Here is a 21744-nt window from a genome sequence, read left to right as displayed (position 1 = left end):
AATAAAACAAGCAGAACAACAGAGTGGATATGTTATTTTCTTTGTGCTCAAAGGCTAATGATAGTTTTTCGATAACTTAAATTGCCGCTGGCGATACTTAACCCCGATAATAGCCAAGACAAAGAAAACAACAAATAATCCCCACAGCTGAAGCCAAAGTCCTAGCAAGCTGCGCCAGTCGGTGCCCATTTGGGTGAGCTTAAGCAGCCCCATCATGCCTGGTACGGCGGGGATGGTTTGCGACAGCCAGATCAAAGGTGTTGGAATAAGCTCTAATGGCCACACAAAGCCTGAAACAAACAATATCGGCATAGAAATAAGCAACAGCACTTGAGTGGGTAAATCTCTGCGAGTAAATAGGCAACTAAACGCCACACTTGCGGCCGCGGTTGCCAATAAAAAGACACTAATCAACAGGGCTAACTCTATGGGCGAGCCTTGCAGTGTCAAGTCATAGGCATAAAAGCAAAATCCTAGGTAAAAGCTGGTTAAATAAGCATAAATACACAGGAGTGCCACAATTCTGCCACAGACTAACTCTAGCGCCGACACTTGCTGCCAATAACCGTCATGCAACCATTGGCCTGCCCCCAAAATGCCACTGGCGATCAGTAGCGTCTGATGCAATACCAGTAATAATACCGCGGGCACCACATAGGGAAGGTAACCTAAACTTTGGTTAAACACAGGCACAGCATTAAGGGTCACTGGATTGAGGGATAATTCTGCCTGCTTGGCCTGAACCCCTGCACTTAATAAATCCACAAACTGCACCTGTTTAGCCATATCTAGCCCTGAGGCCACTAAACCTCCGGCAATCGCGGAATAGATTAAGAAATAGTTAGCATCGCCGCTATAACTTAAGGTTACCCCTTTACCCAAAATTAAATTCCGACGAAAACCTTCAGGGATCACCAGTAAACCATGGGCTTTATCGGCTTCAATCCACTCCTGGGCGCTGGTTATAGAATCTAATGACGCGGCCAATGCTATCTTAGGGCTGGCATCCACATGGCGGGCCAAAGTGCGGCTAAGACTCGATTTATCTAAGTCCACCAAAACGATTTCTTGCTCAGTCGCCACCTGATTAAGGTAAGGCAAAGGGTAAAGTAATGCATAAAAAATCACCCCACCAAATAAGGTTAATGAAATGGCTTTATCTTTTATTAGGTGCTTAATATCTAAGTAGACTAACTGCCAAAACTGCATTAGATGCCCCTTGATGGTTGCGTAATATCATCGGGCTTATCGGCAGTGCTCATCACAGCCAAGGCTTTTCTTTGCCGCTTAACTAAATAAAATATCACAGGAACAAGCAATAAAAACCCCCAGTAACTGGCCACTTGTTGCAGCATATTAAACCAACTCTGGCCATAACTAACCACCCCAACATGGGTTTCAATATAGTGGCTTGAAGGCATAATTTGACGCCACCATTGGGCTAAAACCGGCATATTTTGAGTGGGAAAGGTAATGCCCATAAAGGGGAATGCTGGGGCAAATAATGCGGTACAAAAACTCACAAGTCGGGTGGCATCTAAGAGTAAAAAGAAGATCGCCAACACAATTAACCATACCGCCGAAATCATAAGGAATTGTGCCAACAATAACTGACCAAACTTACCCGCCAAAGGTAAGGCAAGATATTGATATAAAACGGCTAAAATAAGTTTACCCTGTAAAATAAGCAATGGAGTGTACAGCAAAAACTTAACCCCGATTACCCGCCAAATACCGGCACGATAACATTGCGTTAGCTTGCCTAAACGCACCTCGCGGCTTAAACAGTTGGCAAACACTAGCATAGCTAATAACTGCCCGAGGGCAATTAACACTGGCGGCAATAAAAACACTAGGTAACTCTTGTTCATATTAAATAAAGGCGTCACTTGGCTAGCCACCGGCCTAAGACGAGTTTCTACCTTGACCTTAGGCACCCCAGCGGCCATCTGCTTGATCCCCGCAAGTTCAGACAATCCCGCCCCTAAACTTTGCTGGATTTGGCTTACCAGTAATTTACCCACCAGCAGAAATTGTCCATTGTAACGAATGTCGATAACAGGCTGTTTTGCTGTGAGCAAATCCTTTCTAAGCCCATAGGGCAACACAACCATGGCATATACTTCCGCCTCTTTCATGGCTTGTTGTGCACTGAGTAAATCAGGATAACTAATAGGGGTGATCACCGGGCTTGCCGCTAAGTTACGCCCTAAACTGCGGCTTAGCTGACTCATATCTTGATCAACCAAAGCCACAGGTAAAGCTCGGGGCAGTCCGGCACTAAATAACCACCAGAGCATGAAGATCCCAACTAATGGCAAATAACTCACCAAGGCCAGCTGCCAAGGATCTTGCCATAGGGCCTTAAGCTCTCTGATGACTAACGCACTAAGGGGGGGGCGCATTATCGGTTACCACTGGATCAAGGTTGACATGCCAACACGTAGCCCAGAGATGGGCTCAACAGGCCGCAGTTCAACTTCAAAGGTGCGCATGTCAAAATCATGGCCGCTTTCGGTGGCACGCCAAGTAGCAAAATCTCCCATCACGCTAATATGTGTTACTTGAAAGGGGTAACTCTGTTTGAGTGCAGGCAGTGCTAGGCGAACGTTTTGCCCTAAGGTAAATTCAGATAGCAGATCCTCACGCACCTGAAATACCGCCCAGGCATCTTGCATATCAATCAAGCTCACCACAGGAAATCCACTCGGTGCTAGCTCACCGGCTTGTAATAACACCTCACTCACCTCAGCTTTTTTAGGTGAGCGCATTTGGCTATCGGCTAAAATCGCATTCACCTCGTTAACCGCACCTTCTGCCATACGCGTCTTACCTGCTGCTGCGGCTTTGGTTTCGACGCGCGCACCTTCGGAAGACATTTCATACATGGCATAGGCTGCTTGCTGGGTATATTTGGCGGCCTGCCATTGTGTATAAGCTTCATCGCGCTTTTGCCGTGCAACAACACCTTCATCGAACAGGTTTTCAATTCGTTGATAGGTTTTGGCACTCAGTTCTGTCGCAGCTTTGGCTTTTGACCATTGCTCTTTGGCTGCCGTTATTTGCTGTTGCCTCGCACCATTAATGGTTTGTTGCTGCATAGCCGTTGCCGCGTCGAGACCACCCTGAGCCTGCAGTAACTTAGCATCAAGCTCTGGGCTACTAATAGCAAATAACAGATCACCCTCTTTAACTTTATCCCCACGCCTAACCAGCACTTGCTCTACGCGCCCAGGTACTTTGGAAGAGATATTATATTCTCTGGCTTCAATTTGCCCCTGTAACAATAAAGGTTTTGGCACAAATGCAAGGTGCAGGCCGTAGGCAAGAATACAGCCTAAAGCCACTAACGCCACGGGGGCTAGAATACGGTTAGCTTGCATATCATTTCTCCAAGCTGTTGCTATTATTAATAAATTTATCAAGCTGACCACTTATCGTCATCAGACTCGCATAGGCCTGTAGGTAGCGATATTTGGCAGCTAATTGCTGAGTGTGCACGGCTTTGAGTTTGATTTCAGCATCAACCCTGTCTATGGAAGTCGATAATCCCTGATTAAAGGCAATGTCTCTTAATCGTAGGTTTTCCTTCGCTAAAGCTAAGCTGGTATCGAGGGACTGACTTTCTTCCTCGGCCTGTAACAGTTGACGGTAGTTTTGATCGAGCAGCAAACTGAGATCTTGCTGAGTTTGTGCCTTAGTATAACGAGCTTGCAGCAACGCACTCTTGGCCGCCCGAACCTTACCACTGCGCCCGTCTCGGCTAATAAGCGGCATAGTCAGGCCAACACCTACCATCCAGTCTGGCTCAATATGGGATAAAGTGCTGTCATCTTCATACAAGGTATAGTTACCGTACAGAAACACCTTAGGCTTATACAAGCCTTTTTCCACATCAATCAGCCCTTCCGCTTGAGCTTCCTTCGCTTGAAGTAATTTTAGTGCTGGGTGCTGCGTTAGGGTTAGTTGCGACAAATAAGGCAAAGAAGGCGACTCATCGAGCATGAAAAGTGCCGAATATAAATTTACCGAAGGCAGCTTTAGCATACGTGCCATAGCAATATTGGCCATTTCCCATTGGCGAACTGCGCTGGCTAAATTAATTTTGCCATTGTTGTATGCCACTTCAGCATTGAGCACTTCGACTCTGGCGATTTGCCCTTGCTGTTCGCGCTTAGTGGCATGATCTAAATGCACAGCTAAGGAATCGACTAAGGTCTGGTTAGTTTCCACCGTAGCTTTAGCGACAGCAACACCGTAATAGCGATTCACGAGAAGAAGAAATAACTCTCTTGTCGCCAAGGCCTGCTGCTGTTTTTTCTCCTCCACTTTGGCCTTATGTATCCCTTGAGCCGCGGTGATCTGACCACCGGTATAAATAGGCCACATGGCTTTTAAGCTAGTGCGAAAAATATCTTGCTCTGAAAAGGCAAACTGACTCGGCAGTGCCCCTAACATCTGACCCAGAGCTGGCGGTAAGCTTGTCGCATCGATCCCAAGATCGGCCACATCCAGAGCTAAGGGTTTTTCTAGTAAGGAATAACTGCTAGTGAGCTGTAACGATGGCCAGTCCATGTCTTCACCAGCCTCTTCGAGCCCTTTTGCTCGGGCGACTTGAGCCGATTGGGCCTGCTGTGAATCACTGACTCTTTGTACTTGTTGCCACGCCTTAGCAAATGACAAAGCGACTACCTCATCGGCAAGCAGCGGCTGACTGACAACAGTCAAAACACCCGTAAATGCTAAAGTAGCCAGATTCCTCGTTGGACGGCTGAACAGGCGACGAGTAAGGCTTTTAAGCTGCACTTTGGCTAAATTAAAGCGCCCAAGTAGGGCGCGGCTTTGATCATAAAAATTCATACTCATCCTTTTTTTAGAGCTTAAACTCTAAATATAGCGCCAAGTATACTCCCATAGGCCATGCAGCTCCATATGTTAAATCAATAGGTCAGTTTTTAGTTGCTACTTTTCGTCAAAATTGACGACCTTGACACCTAAATTACCACCTATAAGCTGTGGTAACTGACAAGAACGAATATCAAGAGTAATAGTAAACCATATTGCAGCTAGTCGCCAAAACTCGATTGACCAACGTAAAGCGAGCGGCGTAATGCGGTAGCAATCATAGGCGTTCAGTGGAGTTGTTTGCTGTATATTAACCAGAATATCCAAATCTTTTAACACGACCCGCGAGTGTTCACTTTCGCAGTGCATTACTAACAGGTTTTTGAAACATCTGCAGCCTCAACTTGACCGCTAAGTCAGTACTAAAGTCGAACTTTATTTAGATCATCTTCGTTATGCATTTTACGCTTGCTGGCAACATAATAAAAACATACCCCGAACGAATACATTCATAGACGTTGCAAGGGTTCTCGTCAGCCCAGTGATATAATTTAAAGATATTCTTGCCGAGATTTAGCACTGTTTGAGTCGCAAACATCTCGCGTATAGCGAATAAATAACGATAGGGTAAATCAACCGAATTGCCAATCTCATCAACGATAAGTATGGCTAAATCACTCGTATCATCGAGCTTACCATTTTTGCTTTGCAGCTCATCGGTCGTTTTTTTACAAAACGAAGCATATAAGACTCATTTACTTTACACCCCACATAACACACACAACCGATATTGATTTTCAAACACAAAAAAGCCACGACTGGCGTGGCTTAGATCATTCTATGTTAAATTTGTCTTTGGTTAAAAAGGAATATCGTCATCCCAGCCTTCATCCAAATCTGGAGTGAAGTTTTGTTGTGGCTGTGGTGCTGGGCGCTGTGCAGGGGCATTTTGTGGTTGGAAATTACCCTGTGGTGCAGCGGCTGGCTTTGGTGCATAAGCTGGAGCGGCTTGTTGCGCTGGCGCCGGTTGTTGCTGGTAACCACCTTGCTGGCCAGCATCTGGTTGAGCTTGGTAAGCAGGTGCAGTTTGATTATATTGTGCTTGTGGCGGACGAGCTTGAGGTGCTGGCGCGGGACGAGACTGTTGTTGTCCCATCTTTTGTCCAGGGTTTTGCCCCGAGTTCTGTCCTTGCCCCTGATATTGACCTTGACCACCACTGGCGTTATCACCACCAGAATTACGGCTGTCTAACATTTGCATTTCCATGGCGTTAATTTCAGTTTTATAACGGTCTTGACCGGTAGTCTGATCTTGCCATTTATTGGTTTGCAATTTGCCTTCTAAATAAACTTTAGAGCCTTTCTTTAAGTACTCGCCTGCAATTTCCGCAAGACGACGATACATTACAATGTTGTGCCACTCGGTCCGCTCTTGCGTTTGACCTTGCTGGTCTTTCCACGACTCACTTGTCGCTACGGTAAAGTTAGCTACGGCATTGCCATTTGGCATGTAACGAACCTCAGGGTCTTTACCTAAGTTACCTACCAAAATGACTTTATTCACACCACGACTGGCCATCGAAATCTCCTGAGATTTTTATCTGTTTACTTATCTGAATACTAAGCTTAGCGATCAATACGATCTAATCTACAGAGCCTAACACAGCTCGCGCTTCGCTTAAATTGAATTTATCATCGACCTTTAAATAAGCCGCTTTCTCTTCGAGTACCACAATGGCTTCAACGACGCCAATTAACTGCGACAATTTGCTGGCCATATTTTGTGCATCGGATTTATCTTTTACTGTAGCTTCAAGGGTATAGCTTTTCAATAGTACAGGTTTTTGCATGCCTATGGTCAAGAATAACCACACACACATCAGTCCTAGTGCGACAAAAAACACCCCGGATGCGCCGACGAGTTGATAGGCTCCGCCGCCTAACATGCCGCCGCAAAAGGCACCTAAAAACTGGCTGGTCGAATACACGCCCATAGCCGAACCTTTATCACCTACAGGACAAAACTTAGCAATTAAACTCGGTAGTGATGCTTCAAGGTAGTTAAAGCCAGTGAAAAATAATACTACGGCGCCACTGAGCACCCAAATATTATCAGCATAAAACCCCATCATGCCAAGTGACACCATCATGATCATCAACGACAATTGGAACATGGTTTTGGTGTTGTTGCGTTTAACCCCAATGATGATCAGCGGCACCATTAAGAAAAAGGCCCCAACAAACGCGGGAAAGTACAGCATCCAATGTTTTTCTTTGACTAAACCAGCATCAACCAAATCTAATGGTAAGGCGACAAACACCGCGGTGAGCACTAAATGCAGAATAAAAATGCCTGCATCTAAGCGAAATAATTGTGGATCTAACAACATACGCTTGAGTTTTGTCGGGGTCGCTACCGTATCGCCTTTAGGCGCTTGGCTAATTGGATTGGGCACAAAAAACTGCACGATTAACATACCCAATACGGCTAATACTGCGGTTAACAAAAACAAGCCTGTTAAGCCTAAATACTGCGCCACAATCGGTCCGACTAATAATGACAAGGCGAATGAAAAACCAATGCACATGCCAATGACGGCCATCACTTTAGTGCGTTGTTCGTCTCGGGTTAAATCGGCGGCAAGGGCTAACACGGCTGCAGCAATGGCTCCCATACCTTGTACTGCACGGCCAAATACCACGCCATAGATGTGGTCAGACGATGCGGCAATTAAACTACCAATCGCAAACAAGACTAAACCACCAAGAATAATCGGCTTACGTCCGTATTTGTCGGACAAAATACCCATAGGGATCTGTAAAAAAGCCTGGGTTAATCCATAAGCACCAATGGCAATACCTACCCACAGCGGTGAAAAGCCTTCTAAATGCTGACCATACAGCGCGAAGACAGGCATAATCATAAACAATCCCATCATGCGTAAACCAAACACTCCGGCTAACGAAAATGCGACCTTTTTCTCCAAACCTGACAGTCCATTACTGGCCATGCGGCGCCCTTTGATAAGTGATTCAATAATATTATGAGCTGCGCATATTATCACAGCGACATAAATTAGCTCAAAAGGAAATCACAGTTTTTGATATAAGATGTTTTATGGGTGCACGTTAAACCTTAGGTCTGTTCGATGCGTATCTTAAAACCACCATAGACAAAATTGATATGAAGTCCGCCAATAAACTATGCGATACTGATTGCTGTTTTGTTTTACACAAGTCATAGAGCGAGTCGATGGATAAAATTGAAATACGCGGTGCCCGAACCCACAATCTTAAGAACATCAATCTAACCATACCCCGTGACAAACTTATTGTGATAACAGGGTTATCCGGTTCAGGAAAATCATCATTAGCCTTCGATACCTTGTATGCAGAAGGTCAACGTCGTTATGTCGAATCGCTGTCGGCCTATGCGCGTCAATTCTTGAGCATAATGGAAAAGCCCGATGTTGATCATATTGAAGGCTTAAGTCCTGCCATTTCAATTGAACAAAAATCAACCTCACACAATCCGCGCTCCACCGTCGGTACCATTACCGAAATCTATGACTATTTACGTTTATTATTTGCCCGTGTGGGTGAACCTCGTTGCCCAACGCATAACCAGCCTTTATCGGCGCAAACGGTCAGCCAAATGGTTGATAGAGTATTAGCCTTACCAGCAGACAGCCGCCAAATGCTGCTTGCGCCTGTGGTAAACGATCGTAAAGGCGAGCACGTTAAGCTGCTTGAAAGCTTATCGGCACAAGGCTATATCCGTGCTCGTATTGACGGTGAAGTGTGTGACTTAACCGATCCTCCAACATTAGATTTACACATCAAACACACCATTGAGGTGGTTGTCGATCGCTTCAAAGTTCGCGAAGACATGAAACAGCGCTTAGCGGAGTCGTTTGAAACGACTTTAGAACTGTCTGGTGGTATCGCTAAAATTGCCAGTATGGAAGATAGCAATATTGAAGAGCTGATATTCTCGGCTAATTTTGCCTGTCCACATTGTGGCTATTCGATGGCAGAACTTGAGCCACGAATTTTCTCATTTAACAATCCGGCTGGCGCGTGCCAAACCTGTGACGGTTTAGGCGTGCAGCAATTTTTTGATCCAGAACGCGTCATTACCAATACCGAATTGTCGCTGGCTGGCGGGGCTATTCGCGGTTGGGACAGACGTAACTTTTATTATTTCCAAATGCTCAGTTCACTGGCCGAGCACTATAAATTTGACGTCGAACAGCCATTTGAAACCCTTAGCGACAAAATCAAAAAAATAGTCCTGTATGGGTCTGGCAAACAAAGCATCGCCTTTAAATACATTAATGACCGCGGCGACGTAGTGGTGCGTAATCATCCGTTTGAAGGCATTTTAAATAATATGGACCGCCGCTACCGCGAAACCGAAAGTAACTCGGTACGCGACGAACTGTCTAAGTTTATTAATATGCAACCTTGTAACAGCTGTGGCGGCTCGCGCTTACGTGAAGAAGCCCGCAACGTGTTTATTGGCGAACTCAATTTACCCCAGCTAACAATGTGGTCGATTGGCGAAACCAAACAATACTTCGATACGGTCGTGTTTGAAGGTCAACGGGCCAAAATTGCCGAAAAAATCTTAAATGAGATCAGTCAACGCCTCGGTTTTTTGGTCAATGTAGGCCTTAACTACCTAAGTTTGTCACGCTCAGCCGACAGCTTATCGGGTGGCGAGGCACAACGTATTCGTTTAGCCAGCCAGATTGGTGCTGGTTTAATGGGCGTGATGTACGTGCTTGATGAGCCGTCAATTGGTTTACATCAACGCGACAATGAACGCTTATTACAAACATTAATCCACCTGCGCGATTTAGGTAACACTGTCATTGTGGTCGAACACGATGAAGATGCTATTCGTCTTGCTGATCACATTATTGATATCGGCCCTGGTGCTGGTGTTCATGGCGGTGAAGTCATTTGCGACGGTACCCTAGAAGATATTGTTAACTGTGAAGCGTCTGTCACGGGTCAATATATTTCCGGTAAAAAGCAAATACACATTAGTGACGAGCGCACCCCAATCGATCCGAAAAAGGTAATTGAGTTATTTGGCGCATCGGGTAATAACCTAAGAGATGTTGATTTAACCATTCCAGTGGGATTATTTACCTGTGTTACTGGGGTATCTGGCTCAGGTAAATCGACACTGATTAACGACACCTTCTTTAAAATAGCTCATCATATGCTCAATGGTGCCACCGTTGACGAACCCGCGCCCTACAAAAGCATTAAAGGCATGGATCATTGCGACAAAGTAGTCGATATCGATCAAAGCCCGATTGGCCGCACGCCACGATCTAATCCTGCCACTTATACGGGTATTTTCACCCCAATACGTGAGCTATTTGCTGGCACACAAGAATCGCGCACCCGGGGTTATCTGGTAGGTCGATTTTCGTTTAACGTCAAAGGCGGTCGCTGTGAAGCCTGCCAAGGTGATGGCTTAATTAAAGTTGAGATGCATTTTTTACCAGACGTATACGTGCCTTGTGATGCTTGTAAAGGTAAGCGCTATAACCGCGAAACCTTAGAAGTAAAATACAAAGGCAAGAACATTCACGAAGTGCTGCAAATGACGGTTGAAGATGCTCGTGGCTATTTTACTGCTATTCCATCAATAGCACGTAAACTGCAAACCTTAATGGATGTAGGCTTGTCGTACATTCGTTTAGGCCAAAGTGCAACCACCTTGTCTGGCGGTGAAGCCCAACGGGTTAAATTAGCTAAAGAGTTGTCTAAACGCGACACGGGTAAAACCTTGTATATTTTGGATGAACCGACTACCGGCCTGCACTTTGCCGACATTCAACTATTGTTAGAAGTATTGCATCGCTTAAAATCTCACGGCAACACTGTGGTGGTGATTGAGCATAATTTAGATGTGATTAAAACGGCAGACTGGATTATCGATTTAGGCCCTGAAGGTGGTGCTGGCGGCGGAATGATTTTAGCCACCGGCAGCCCAGAAGATATCGCAGAGCATCCAGAGTCGCATACGGCCAGATTCTTAAAGCCCAAGCTTGCGTTACACAACAAACGGGTAAAGGCGAAAAAAGCCCAATCCGAGGCTTAGATCAACGACCAAGCCTTAAGCGAATAAGAGGAGATAACACACCATGTTTACTGCTCAAATTCGCCTTAAGGTGACCGGTTTTAGCCTATTATGCAGCTTATTAATTGGCTGTAGCCAAACACCGCGCCAATGCTCACCTAATATCACTACCACCTGGCCCGATGCCAATCAACAAGTCACCCAAGACATATCCATCTTAACCTCTGCGAAATTTCAAGGCCGCAAGACTGCCACACACGGTGCGCGTCTCACTCAAGACTACTTAATAAAGCGGTTTACTGAGATGGGATTACAACCTTGGCAGCCAACATTTGCAGTACCGTTTAGCTATCAGCATCAATTTTCGACCGTCTCTGGGGTTAATATCATCGCCACCATTGCGGCAAAAACCCACTCCACTCGATGGCGAGTGATCACCGCGCATTATGATCATTTAGGTCAAACGGCACGCAACATGTATCCGGGAGCAGATGATAACGCCTCAGGTATTGCCGGAATGATGGCCATTGCCGCCCAATGGCAACGCAATCCGCCGTTAGATGATGTCAATGTAATGATTGTTGCCACCGATGCTGAGGAACCCGGTTTGTATGGCAGCGATGCCTTGGTGGCGTTGTTACAACAACAACCACAGATGGACATTGAATTAAGCATTAACTTAGACATGATAGGTCACCCAGACCGCCGCAGGGCAATCTACATGGAAGGTCAACACAATCTGGCTGATTTTGCACTTATCGAGCCAGGGTTGATGCAGCAAAATCAATTGTGTATCCGTACTCATCACACGAGGTTGTTAAGTGGGCGGATGAGAAAAAGTGATTGGCTAAGGGCATCAGACCATTATGCATTCCATAAGGCAGGTTACTCTTGGGTGTATTTTGGCGTACCACCCCATGCACAATACCACACGCCAGACGACACAATAAGCACCTTAGACATCGACTTTGTTGTGGCAGTAGCTGAAACAGTGTATCAAATGCTCAGTATAGATAAACTGACTAAGGCCCCATAAATCACCTAATTCACAGTAACAATTGTTCATATTTCAACCAATTAACAAATACTAAAAATCAAGAATCAGGCCAATATTAACCTCGAATAGGCAAATTAATGTTTATTTTCAGTTTTTACGTGGTCAACACGCATAGTTGCTGCTATAATATGCCCCCTTATATCGGCGCGGGAAATCGACACGGGGTTGATTTTCTGTCTGTGAAACTTTAGCACGAGCTTCCGAACTTCGTGCGCATCCACAAGGCTACAACTCAATGTCATCTGAAAAAACTTTCCGCGAACTCGGCCTGTCTGAGTCTTTGTTGCGTTCGCTTGACGACTTAGGTTATGAAAACCCAACGCCAATTCAAGCGGCGAGTATCGACCCGCTTATGGCTGGTAAAGATATTATCGGTCAAGCACAAACCGGTACCGGCAAAACAGGTGCGTTTGCCCTGCCTTTACTAAACAAAATCGACATGAAAATCAATGCCCCACAGATTTTAGTGTTAGCACCAACCCGTGAATTAGCGGTTCAAGTTGCCGAAGCATTTGGTAGCTACGCTAAACACATGAAAGGCTTCCACGTACTACCGATTTACGGTGGTCAAAGCATGCAACAACAGTTAAACGCCCTTAAGCGTGGACCACAAGTGATTGTCGGTACACCAGGTCGTGTAATGGATCACATGCGCCGTGGCACATTAAAGCTAGATGGCCTAAAAGCCTTAGTATTAGATGAAGCCGACGAAATGCTAAAAATGGGCTTTATCGACGATATCGAATGGGTATTAGAGCACAAGCCAGCTGATAGCCAACTTGCCTTATTCTCGGCCACTATGCCTGAGCAAATTAAGCGTGTTGCTGCTAAGCACTTAAACAATCCAGTGAACATCAGCATAGCCTCAAGCCAGGCAACTGTTGAGTCTATCGATCAGCGTTATGTGCAAGTATCACAGCACAACAAACTAGAAGCGTTAGTACGTGTATTAGAAGTTGAAAATACTGAAGGTATCATCATCTTCGTTCGTACTCGTAACAGCTGTGTTGAATTAGCTGAAAAATTAGAAGCCCGTGGTTATGCTTCATCACCATTACATGGTGACATGAATCAACAAGCTCGTGAGCGTGCTGTTGAGCAGCTTAAGCGCGGCAAGTTAGACATTTTAATCGCGACAGATGTTGCGGCACGTGGCCTAGACGTTGAACGTATTGGACACGTAGTAAACTACGATATTCCTTATGATTCAGAAGCATATGTTCACCGCATCGGTCGTACCGGTCGTGCTGGTCGTGCTGGTATGGCGATTTTGTTTGTGACCAATCGTGAAATGCGCATGTTACGCACTATCGAACGCGCCACTAACAGCCGTATTTCGCCAATGAAAGTACCTAGCCCAGAGTCAGTTGCAGAGCGTCGTTTATCTCGTTTAGGTGAGCAAATCCAAGAGACCATTAATGGTGACTTAGATTTCATGAAAAATGCCGTTGCTGAATTATGCCAACAGCTTGAAGTTGATACTGATTTATTGGCTGCTGCTTTGTTGAAACAAGTACAGCAAGAGCGCCCTCTACAATTACCGACAATTACAGAGCGTCAGCGTGATTCACGTGACGAGCGCGGAAACGATCGTAATGACCGTAATAGCAGCGACCGTCCACGTCGTGAACGCAGTGACCGTGGCGAACGTAGTAGCCGTCCAGCACCAAATAGTTTTGGTGATGCAGAAGGCTTAAAAGATAATCCAGACGTGAAAATGAATCGTTATGTTATCGATGTTGGTCGTGAAAATGGCGTAGGTGTAGGTAACATCGTTGGCGCGATTGCTAACGAAGCGAACATCGATAGCCGTTTCATTGGTCAAATTCAATTATTTGATCAAGTCACAACCGTTGATTTACCTGACGGAATGCCTAAAGACATCCTTTCACACCTTAGAAAAGTGCGTGTTTGTGGTCGTCCTTTAAACATTCGTGAAGCCGGTGATGAAGTCTTTGCTGATACGACTCGCGGCGCAGGTGCTCCACGTCGTCCGCGCACAGATCGTGCTCGCAGTGATCGCCCACGTAAGCCTCGTGACAACGGCTAATCATTCTGTTGAATGACATAAAAAATGGAGCCTAAGGGCTCCATTTTTGTTTTCTATTCTAATGACAAAATAAGTCTAAACATCATTAGCATCCATTAACTTGGCGATTATCTTTTTAATATCACTATTCTTAGGTTCTAGGTTCTAGGTCGCTATGCGGCTAGATGCTATAGCAAGAGCCTAGATCGCTACGCTGCTAGGACGCTGCGCGGCTAGATGCTATAAAATCTTAGAAGCGAAGCGACTCTAGCAGGACGCAGTCCGCCCTAGCCTGCATGTCGAGTTCGTCTGGGTATAATCCGTATCATTAAAGCACTAAAGGACTAAAGGGCTACAGCACCGTTCTGAATACTTTTGCCTGTTTGCGCTTTTGATACATGGGCACAATTTGCACCGCAAACACCGCACAGACAATTAACACTATGCCCATGAATGACAATGCATCAATATTGGCGCTGGAAAATACCCCACTCCACCAGCCTAAACTGACCACCAACTCGGTAGCAGTAAAACTTAATACCGGGGTTAAAGACAACATCGCGCTCACTTGCGCTGTCGGCCAATAATGCAGCGCTTGAGCAAAACAGCCGTAAGCAATCAAGGTATTGGCACCACAGAAAAGTACTATCCACCATTGATCCCATGTCATCGCGTCAAACTGACTAAAGTCGCTAAATGGCGCCATTGCCACAATCCCTAATGCATAGATAAATAACAATACGTTACTCGGTGATAAACGCTGGCTCACCGACTTTTGTAATAAGGCATAACTGGTCCACGACATTACCGAAAACTGCACAATCATAATCCCAACCAGTACCTGATGATCACTGGTTTGGTTTAAATCGAGCTGTGGATGGAAAAACATCAGCATACCTAAGGCTAACGTGGCAAAACAACTCAGTTGAAATGCGTTAAAACGTTCTTTAAAAAATAGCACCCCGCCAAAGGCCAAGAAAAACGGCGCGGTTTGAAAATTAAGCTGCGCGGTTCCAGGGGCTAAGTATCCCAATGAATACACAAACGACACGTAATTACACATCAACAATACGCCCGCCAATACTAACTTAACCCAAACGGATACAGACAAACCGACAAATTGCCTTAATGCCCCTAAGCGCCATTGAATTAACAAGGTCACCACTAATGCCACGACAAACCGAAACCAAGTCAGGGTTACTGGGGTAATAAAACCACCTGATAGCTTTAACGCAATAGGTAAAATGCCCCAGAAAAATACCGCAATAGACACAAATATCAGCCCTAAACGGTTATTAATACTTACTTGTTCGCTGTTCAATTTTTGTTATTCCAAGCACTATTTAGGAAGTGAATTTTGCCTGATTAACCTGACAAAGTCTTTATCAAGATATTGCTAAACTAGTCGATGATTGTTCGCATAACAAAAAAGCCTATTTCAACTCACCCTTTCCCGTGGCAAACCCGCTTAATGCAGGTAACATAGCCGCCATAAAAACCCTATACGCCCTTCAACCTAAGGAACATTCGCATGAGTCTTGCTGATTCCGTTCTTGCCGTGAACAATGATTTACCTATCCGTACCGACAAGCCTGTCCACAGTGGCAAAGTTCGCAGTGTTTACTGGTTAACCGATACTGATAGCCGCCGCTTAATTCGCGACAAAGGTTACGATGTACCTGAAGATACGCCACTAGCGATTATGGTGATCAGTGACAGAATTTCTGCTTTTGATTGTATTTTTCATGGCGAAGGTAACTTGCAAGGCATCCCAGGCAAAGGCGCGGCACTCAATGCCATTTCAAACCATTGGTTTAGTTTATTTGCCGAAAATGGCTTAGCTGATAGCCATATCTTAGATATCCCACACCCTTTTGTGTGGATAGTGCAAAAAGCCCGTCCAATTAAAGTGGAAGCCATTTGTCGTCAGTACATTACCGGCTCTATGTGGCGGGCTTATTCAAAAGGTGAACGAGTATTTTGCGGCATCACCCTGCCTGAAGGCTTAAACAAAGATCAAAAACTGTCTGAACTGCTAATCACTCCGTCAACCAAAGGTATTTTAACCGGCATTCCAGGTGTACCAGCACAGGATGACGTCAATATTAGTCGTAGCGACATTGAAGCCAACTACCAAGCATTTGGCTTTGAAAAACCACAAGATATCGACCTATATGAAGTCCTGCTCAAGCAAGGCTTTAAAGTGATTTCTGCTGCACTAGCCAAGCTTGACCAAGTGTTTGTTGATACCAAGTTTGAGTTTGGTTATGTCAACGATAAAGACGGCAACGCTAAACTGATTTACATGGATGAAGTCGGCACTCCTGATTCATCACGTATTTGGGATGGCGCAGCTTATCGCGAAGGTAAGATTGTTGAAAACTCAAAAGAAGGTTTCCGTCAGTTTTTATTAAATCACTTTGACGATGCCGACATTTTGTTAAACAAAGACAGAATGCCAGAACGTGAAGCCCTTGCTCGAGATAACGAGCTACCGTTAGCAGCAATGATGAACGTATCTCGTACTTATATTGGTGTTGCAGAAAAAGTCACCGGAGCCACGATTTCACTCCCAGCTAACCCTAAAGCAGACATTATTAAAGTATTACGTGAACAATATGATTTAATTGTATAAATAACGTTTCCCCAATTACAAATAAGGCGCCTATGGCGCCTTATTTGTACTGGCATCGTCGTAAACAGCGGCTGAAATCAATACAAAATCGTCGTCAGCAAGCCTTAAGCGTTGAATCGCCAATGCTTTAAACCGTATTGGCTGTCCTTATCAAAATGGGTAGGTATCCGTTTGACGTTACCCCCTAGCCAAGAGTCGTTTTATCATAAAAAAAGGATGACAGTTGTCATCCTTTTTTCTGCATCATCAATGAACGATGATACTTCTTTATCACCTCATCATTAACTGCGACGGCGTAAGCCTAGTGCACCTAATAACATCAACGCAAAGTAACCTAAACTACCACCATCGCTGTCTTTCACAGGTTCAGGTGTTGGCGTAGGTAATACCACTACTGGTTCTGGATAGCTCAATGCAATGATCACAGGGTCGTGATCTGAGGCAGAAAATGCATTCTCTGATTTAACCAAATCACCAGTGTACTTGCTGCCATATTCAAACAGGTTAGATTCAACCGAGTTGATGTGCCAGTCGTCAATATCGACTAACTTAGCCGCTAAACTCGCATTACCCAAAGCATGGTCTAAGTTACCTAACTCACCGTTATAACTATATGAGTAAGTCGTTGCACCATGTGCTTGAGTGTTTAAGTTAATTAACCCATAACCTTTATCAATCACACTACCTTCGCGCTCGTACACTTTACCGTTTAAGGTTGTCCAAGAAGCGGTGCGAATAATATGATCAGTTGTTGACGCATCATAGTCAGTCAATACTGCAACCGGATCTTCTTTGCCATAGGCATTTAAGTCACCAATAACCAGTACATCACCTTCAACATCTCTTAGTGACTCACCTAATACTTTGGCAGCGGACACTCGGAACGCATTACACTTGCCTTGCATGTCTGCGGGTTCTGAATCTTCGTTAAACTCAGCCCAGTCTTCAATACAACCTGAACCTTTCGATTTCAGGTGATTAACAACAATAGTCAGTTTTTCATCATTAATGCTAAAGCTTTGCACTAAGCTGTGACGTTGGAACTTATCATAGCCTGGGCTTTGCTCAACCACGCTGTCTTTCTCGCGGGTTTGAGCACCTTCGGCAGCATGTTGCTCTGGCGTTGCGATAACGTTTGCTGCACCGTCTAAGCTGATACGCGCGGGGCGATATAGCATACCAACGGTAATTGCATCACCACCGATGAATTTGCCGTCATATTTATCAGCCTCTTCAACTTCAACAAAGCGATAGGCTTGATCATCCGCTAATTCGGCATTAAGGGCATCAACCAAGTTTTGGATTGCACTAAGCTCACCAAAGCCATTGTTAGCAATTTCCATTAAACCAACAACATCGGCATTCATGGCCACTAGCGCAGTCACAATTTTAGTGCGCTGCAATACCATTTCAGCTTCTACTTTCGCACCGCGATTGCTGTTTGATGGATTAACATCACCACCAACCGAGTCATTGAAGAAGTTCAATACATTAAAGCTCGCTACCCGAATATCACCCATATCTGCTACTGTTGGCGCATAGGTACGGTCATTCGCGCGGATAAAATCACCGGCCGTAATGGTGTTGGTCGCTAAAATACGGTATGCGCTGTAGCTATAACCAATCACACCTTCAAGGTTTGTTAGTTGGTCGCCAACACGGATATAGCCGGTTTCAGCGTTAAAATCTGGGAAGTAAGGTACTTCGCCGCTTTTAGCCTTATAGTCAGATTCTACAAATAACTGATTAACAGCATTGGCTTCACCTAATGCAACAGACTCAGCTGAATTTGGCTCAAACACTTGAGTCGGCTTCATTAATGGGGCTTTATGAGACAACACCATATTGTTACGATATGAATCATAATCGAAACTAAAGTTGCGGGTGATTTTCATCTCACTACCGGCATCTAATGTCACTTTCATGCCTTCGACACGCTCTAATGCTTGCGCTAGGGTTTCACCATCGGCAACATAAAATGCACTGGCCGCAGGTACTTCGCCTAATGCGCCCACTTCAAATTTTTGATCGGCTTTAAGGTCTATCTGAGTTGAGCCGTAAAACTCGTTTACTTTACCTTGCACACACACTTCAGCACCGGGCTGAATCGTGTCTGGCGCGGCTTGGTCTAGAAAGACAAAAATGCCGTCAGAGGTATAAGGCGAGTTGTCGCCTTGCATGTCTTGAATAAAGAAACCCTTATATAAACTGTCACTTCTCGCAGTAACAATCCCTTTTACGGTCACTTCGTTAGCCGATGAAAAACTACCATCAACAATCAATGGGCTAGAATCTCCAGCGCCTTGGACATCATAAATATTGGTGAGTGTGGCGCCATTACAGGTAAATGCGACGGTATCTGGAATGGTGGCTGCGTCAAGCGAGCCTAAACCACTAAAGGTGTCTATATTTAATGTAACCCATTGGGTTGCATCATAAGTGGTGCTGGCTGTTAAGGCGTCTAATTTACGTTGGAATGTAGTATTGCTGCCCCAACCGTCTGGCGTTGGAATGTCACCAATCACATCAACTAGCACACCGTCTTTTAATAAGCCGACAGCATCGCCACCATTAAAATTGACATCGCCCGTCATAGTGTCGGTTGAGGCTGGTAAGGTAATCGCTGCATTTGTATTCAAAATAACTTTGACACCTTTAGCGGCAATTGAGTCAGTTAACACCACCATATCCAGTGCAACGGTGTCTCCATCTTTATAACGTACTAATTTATAACCAGTTAAATCAATTTCAACATCACTGTTGTTGTAAAGCTCAATCGCTTTATTGTATGAACTACCTTCAACGTATTCACTAATCAATACATCTGCATTTGCCATCATTGGCAATGCTGCAGCAACTGCGAGTGAAACCGCCGTTAGTTTAGTCAGTCCTTTCATTTTTTAACCCCATATTTTGTAATCAAAATGCTATTTTTTTGTAATATTCGGCTGGATTGTGTCAAATTTTGATTACATAAAAAACAACATAGATCACATTAACGAGGCAAATAAATAGCTATCTCATTGATTAACTTTAATATTTTATGCTTGCAAAAGAACAAGGATAACTTGAGAGGGAAATAACCAATTAAAAACAGTAGCTAACACAAAAACAACCCCCATTTTAATATGCTCACGTTAAAATAAACTTTGTAACACTTGTTTAAATAAAAAAGAAAAAACTTACAACATACTGTTGCGTGCCGTATATTCCTCTCATCTAATCATCTAATCATTTTGAAAATGTCAGACATTATCAGATTGTCGCGATGACATTTCCACCAACAGTAAGTGACTTAGTACGTTAAATAGACATTGTACAAAAAATCCAATAAATAACTTAAGCTATTCGATTTATTGTCGATATTGATCATGTATTGATGATGATTGAATGTCATGTTCATCACACACAAAATACGATTAAGCTGTCTATTTAATATTAAAATATGACAAGCTTATCTAGTCTTTGAATTTATTGTCTTTACCGGTTTAGGTACCAAAACCATGAAACAAGTTGATTTTAGAAATATCGATAAACTCTTTATCAAAATGTCCATTAACGATAAGTTTTGGACTGTCTTCGGACTGTTCCTGATCATTTTATCCAGTGTATCGATTAGTGGTTACTTAAATAAAATTGAACATATTGAACAGCAATCATTACATGTTTTAGAACAAAAAATGGCCGCTACCGTTCAAGCACTAGATGCTACCAGCCAGCTTGCACAAGCTTCAAACTTAGGCTTGCAGGTGTCTGGTCGTTCGCAAATTAGTTCACGCCAACAAGATACCGTTACTGCGGTTTATGCATTAGATGGCCAATATTATACGCTGAGTGAATCAGTCTATGGTCAAGAAGCCAATGCTAAGCAAGCTGCATTAATGTCACTATTGCTCTCATTGTTATGGATCTTGCCCTTTGCTATCGTGCTTTACTGGAATGCCACTTTTATTGGTGGAGCGCTGTGGGTGTTATGGGATACCACGGAAAAAATTGCCAAAGGAGATCTCACCTCTCGTTTAGGCTTCCATCCTGGTCGTGATGAATTCGGCACCATTGGTTGTGCGCTAGATAAAGCCATGGACACATTAACCGAGCTTGTTGTTACAGTGAAAAAAAGTGCCGAAACATTGGAAACGACTTCCAGCTCGTTTGCCAGTGAAACGGCTCAAAGTGCTGAACAAATTGATCAACAATATGCATCACTTGACTCGGTTGCTACGGCAATGGAAGAAATGACCGCATCCGCCGCTGAAGTGTCTAATATTGCACGCAATTCAACCCAAAAAGTTGAACAAGATTCGGAGTATACACGTCAGAGTTATGACCGGGCAAAGCGTGCCATTAATGAAATTAAACAGTTATCGACCTACATTGAACAAACGTCAAACTCGGTCCATACCCTAAAAATTAATGCGACCAATATTAATGATGTGATCACCACCATTAATGCTATTTCTGATCAAACCAACTTGCTGGCATTAAACGCTGCCATTGAAGCGGCACGCGCGGGTGAAATGGGACGAGGGTTTGCCGTTGTTGCCGATGAAGTAAGAACCCTTGCAGGTCGTACTCAAGCAGCGACTGTTGAAATTCATAAAATGATTGAACTCCTGCAAAGTGAAACACTCAATATCGACAGTATCACTCAAGATACGGTTAAGCAGGCACAAACCAGCAGCGATTTGATCACTAATATTGGTACTGATATTAATGCGATTTCAGAATCGTCACGTTCAATTATGGACATGAGTTTCCAAATTTCTACATCGTCAGAAGAACAAAGTGCAGTGGCAAATGACATTGCCAAAGAACTGACGGATATAAGACAGAAATCAAATGTTATTAGGGGTTTATCACAACAGTCTTCAAGCGGTGTTAAAGCGTTATCAAAAGCATCCGCTGATTTAGGTAAAATTTTAAGCCAATACCGCACTAATTAGCCTTAGGCTAACTAACTTACTCGTTTGTATGTCCATTTGAATATAAGCGCTAAATGAAAAGCCGATATCGATGATATCGGCTTTTTTGATGTTTTATCGACAGTGGCTTAACTCACTCTCAATTAACTTAAC

General features: G+C 44.2%; 13 protein-coding genes. 5 read left to right on the top strand and 8 right to left on the bottom strand.

The genetic code is table 11. From position 1 onward, the window contains the following. Positions 1–54 precede the first annotated feature (54 nt). The 6 genes from AAEZ02_RS03485 to AAEZ02_RS03460 form a co-directional block, all read right to left on the bottom strand. Positions 55–1209 (bottom strand): ABC transporter permease, encoded by a 1155-nt coding sequence (locus AAEZ02_RS03485; protein WP_351121971.1) that lies wholly within the window; start codon positions 1207–1209, stop codon positions 55–57. Further along, positions 1209–2405 carry an ABC transporter permease gene (locus tag AAEZ02_RS03480; RefSeq protein ID WP_101033837.1) on the bottom strand — a complete coding sequence of 399 codons (1197 nt, stop codon included), beginning with the start codon at positions 2403–2405 and terminating at the stop codon, positions 1209–1211. Before AAEZ02_RS03480 ends, AAEZ02_RS03485 begins: the two co-directional genes overlap by 1 nt. A gap of 6 nt (positions 2406–2411) precedes the next feature. Next, positions 2412–3383, bottom strand: coding sequence for an HlyD family secretion protein (locus AAEZ02_RS03475; RefSeq protein ID WP_124014072.1), 972 nt, complete (start codon positions 3381–3383; stop codon positions 2412–2414). Position 3384: 1 nt separating this feature from the next. Next, the gene (locus AAEZ02_RS03470) at positions 3385–4860 is read right to left on the bottom strand and encodes a TolC family protein (protein ID WP_351121967.1); all 1476 of its coding nucleotides are present in this window, start codon (positions 4858–4860) and stop codon (positions 3385–3387) included. An 844-nt stretch (positions 4861–5704) separates the two neighbouring features. Beyond that, a complete protein-coding gene (locus tag AAEZ02_RS03465; RefSeq protein ID WP_351088526.1) occupies positions 5705–6424 on the bottom strand; it encodes a single-stranded DNA-binding protein in 720 nt (239 codons plus the stop codon). Between the two features lie 64 nt (positions 6425–6488). Beyond that, entirely contained in the window at positions 6489–7856 is a 1368-nt protein-coding gene (locus tag AAEZ02_RS03460; RefSeq protein ID WP_351121964.1) for an MFS transporter, read from the bottom strand. A gap of 242 nt (positions 7857–8098) precedes the next feature. Between AAEZ02_RS03460 and uvrA the strand changes: the two genes are divergently transcribed. The 3 genes from uvrA (at position 8099) to AAEZ02_RS03445 (ending at position 14055) form a co-directional block, all read left to right on the top strand. Beyond that, positions 8099–10969 (top strand): excinuclease ABC subunit UvrA, encoded by a 2871-nt coding sequence (uvrA, locus tag AAEZ02_RS03455; protein WP_351121961.1) that lies wholly within the window; start codon positions 8099–8101, stop codon positions 10967–10969. A 43-nt stretch (positions 10970–11012) separates the two neighbouring features. After that, complete coding sequence (locus tag AAEZ02_RS03450; protein ID WP_351074656.1) at positions 11013–11984, top strand: M20/M25/M40 family metallo-hydrolase; 972 nt, start codon at positions 11013–11015, stop codon at positions 11982–11984. Positions 11985–12240: 256 nt separating this feature from the next. Continuing rightward, positions 12241–14055 carry a DEAD/DEAH box helicase gene (locus AAEZ02_RS03445; RefSeq protein ID WP_101033829.1) on the top strand — a complete coding sequence of 605 codons (1815 nt, stop codon included), beginning with the start codon at positions 12241–12243 and terminating at the stop codon, positions 14053–14055. 331 nt (positions 14056–14386) lie between these two features. Here AAEZ02_RS03445 and AAEZ02_RS03440 read toward each other — a convergent pair whose 3' ends face one another. Beyond that, complete coding sequence (locus AAEZ02_RS03440) at positions 14387–15355, bottom strand: DMT family transporter (RefSeq protein ID WP_351121958.1); 969 nt, start codon at positions 15353–15355, stop codon at positions 14387–14389. Between the two features lie 210 nt (positions 15356–15565). Between AAEZ02_RS03440 and AAEZ02_RS03435 the strand changes: the two genes are divergently transcribed. Then, entirely contained in the window at positions 15566–16669 is a 1104-nt protein-coding gene (locus AAEZ02_RS03435) for a phosphoribosylaminoimidazolesuccinocarboxamide synthase (protein ID WP_124013465.1), read from the top strand. Positions 16670–16950: 281 nt separating this feature from the next. Here the strand turns inward: AAEZ02_RS03435 and exeM are convergent, their stop codons facing one another. Further along, a complete protein-coding gene (exeM, locus tag AAEZ02_RS03430; RefSeq protein WP_351088527.1) occupies positions 16951–19566 on the bottom strand; it encodes an extracellular exonuclease ExeM in 2616 nt (871 codons plus the stop codon). 606 nt (positions 19567–20172) lie between these two features. Between exeM and AAEZ02_RS03425 the strand changes: the two genes are divergently transcribed. Beyond that, entirely contained in the window at positions 20173–21612 is a 1440-nt protein-coding gene (locus AAEZ02_RS03425) for a methyl-accepting chemotaxis protein (RefSeq protein ID WP_124013463.1), read from the top strand. Positions 21613–21744: the final 132 nt, after the last annotated feature.

The organism is Shewanella sp. T24-MNA-CIBAN-0130 (genome assembly GCF_040310185.1).
GTDB classification, from domain to species: domain Bacteria; phylum Pseudomonadota; class Gammaproteobacteria; order Enterobacterales; family Shewanellaceae; genus Shewanella; species Shewanella psychromarinicola.
This window is presented reverse-complemented; position numbering and strand designations above follow the sequence as displayed.

Excerpts from the sequence above, each read along its gene's own strand:
- AAEZ02_RS03485 (WP_351121971.1), bottom strand. The coding sequence starts at position 1,209 with ATGCAGTTTTGGCAGTTAGTCTACTTAGATATTAAGCACCTAATAAAA.
- AAEZ02_RS03480 (WP_101033837.1), bottom strand. The coding sequence starts at position 2,405 with ATGCGCCCCCCCCTTAGTGCGTTAGTCATCAGAGAGCTTAAGGCCCTA.
- AAEZ02_RS03475 (WP_124014072.1), bottom strand. The coding sequence starts at position 3,383 with ATGCAAGCTAACCGTATTCTAGCCCCCGTGGCGTTAGTGGCTTTAGGC.
- AAEZ02_RS03470 (WP_351121967.1), bottom strand. The coding sequence starts at position 4,860 with ATGAATTTTTATGATCAAAGCCGCGCCCTACTTGGGCGCTTTAATTTA.
- AAEZ02_RS03465 (WP_351088526.1), bottom strand. The coding sequence starts at position 6,424 with ATGGCCAGTCGTGGTGTGAATAAAGTCATTTTGGTAGGTAACTTAGGT.
- AAEZ02_RS03460 (WP_351121964.1), bottom strand. The coding sequence starts at position 7,856 with ATGGCCAGTAATGGACTGTCAGGTTTGGAGAAAAAGGTCGCATTTTCG.
- uvrA (WP_351121961.1), top strand. The coding sequence starts at position 8,099 with ATGGATAAAATTGAAATACGCGGTGCCCGAACCCACAATCTTAAGAAC.
- AAEZ02_RS03450 (WP_351074656.1), top strand. The coding sequence starts at position 11,013 with ATGTTTACTGCTCAAATTCGCCTTAAGGTGACCGGTTTTAGCCTATTA.
- AAEZ02_RS03445 (WP_101033829.1), top strand. The coding sequence starts at position 12,241 with ATGTCATCTGAAAAAACTTTCCGCGAACTCGGCCTGTCTGAGTCTTTG.
- AAEZ02_RS03435 (WP_124013465.1), top strand. The coding sequence starts at position 15,566 with ATGAGTCTTGCTGATTCCGTTCTTGCCGTGAACAATGATTTACCTATC.
- exeM (WP_351088527.1), bottom strand. The coding sequence starts at position 19,566 with ATGAAAGGACTGACTAAACTAACGGCGGTTTCACTCGCAGTTGCTGCA.
- AAEZ02_RS03425 (WP_124013463.1), top strand. The coding sequence starts at position 20,173 with ATGAAACAAGTTGATTTTAGAAATATCGATAAACTCTTTATCAAAATG.